Origin of the sequence: Nocardioides dubius (assembly GCF_039528155.1) — a bacterium.
GTDB classification, from domain to species: domain Bacteria; phylum Actinomycetota; class Actinomycetes; order Propionibacteriales; family Nocardioidaceae; genus Nocardioides; species Nocardioides dubius.
Genome location: NZ_BAAALG010000012.1, coordinates 51979 through 52785, shown reverse-complemented (window position 1 = coordinate 52785; position 807 = coordinate 51979). Strand labels below are relative to the sequence as shown.

1 pseudogene is annotated in these 807 nt (G+C 75.2%); it reads right to left on the bottom strand.

What is annotated here, in order from left to right:
* Window positions 1–54: 54 nt before the first annotated feature.
* Window positions 55–807 (bottom strand): annotated as a pseudogene (locus ABD151_RS16440) (ABC transporter); the annotation flags it as partial.

The following is an 807-nucleotide window of genomic DNA, read 5'->3' as shown; positions in this document are numbered from 1 at the left end:
TGTGCAGGCGCCGGCCGTTCGGTCGGTCTGTGGAGGAAGGCGGGGCAGCCGCCGTCAGCGCAGGGCGTCGCTGAGCCCGGTGCGGACCGCCTCGTAGGTCGCGAGCTCGGTCTCGATCGGGGTGACCACCAGCTCGTCGCAGACCTCACGGATGCCGCTGCGCAGGATCCGATCGGCCTCGCGGGCCTTGGACCGTGCGGCGATCTGGACCAGCACCCGGCACAGCAGTGCCAGCACGACGCCGAGCACGACTCCCCCGCCCAGCAGCAGCCAGGGCAGCCCGAAGCCGCCGACCTCGGGCGGGTCCGGGAGGTCGCTGCCGGAGCCGCCGGCCACCAGCAGCGCGACCAGCCAGCCGGCCCCGGCCACCGCGGCCAGGACCAGCACCCACTGCAGCACCCGGACCAGGTGCACCCAGGCCGGCAGCCTGGCGGCCTTGAGGTCGCTGTTCACCAGCACCTTGTCGAGGGCGTCGGAGACCTCGACGCTGTGGCTCACCGACGCCTGACGGATGGCGGTGCGCCACGGCGGCGTCATCAGCGCGCTGACCTCGTCGGCGAGGCTGCGGATGGCGCCGTCGACCCGGGCCCGCTGGACCTGCGTCGGCTGCGGCACCGCCGAGCGCTGGCGACCCGAGAGCGCCTTGGCGCTGTCGCCCAGGTCGAGCTCCAGCTTGCGCAGCGGGTCCGGGCGCAGCCGCGAGACCCACGAGGTGAGCGGCCAGCCGGTCGCCCGCTGGGCGCGGATCCGGGTGGAGTCGGCGATCGCCTCGACGACCACCGGCACTCCGGCGGCGTCGGCGCAGGC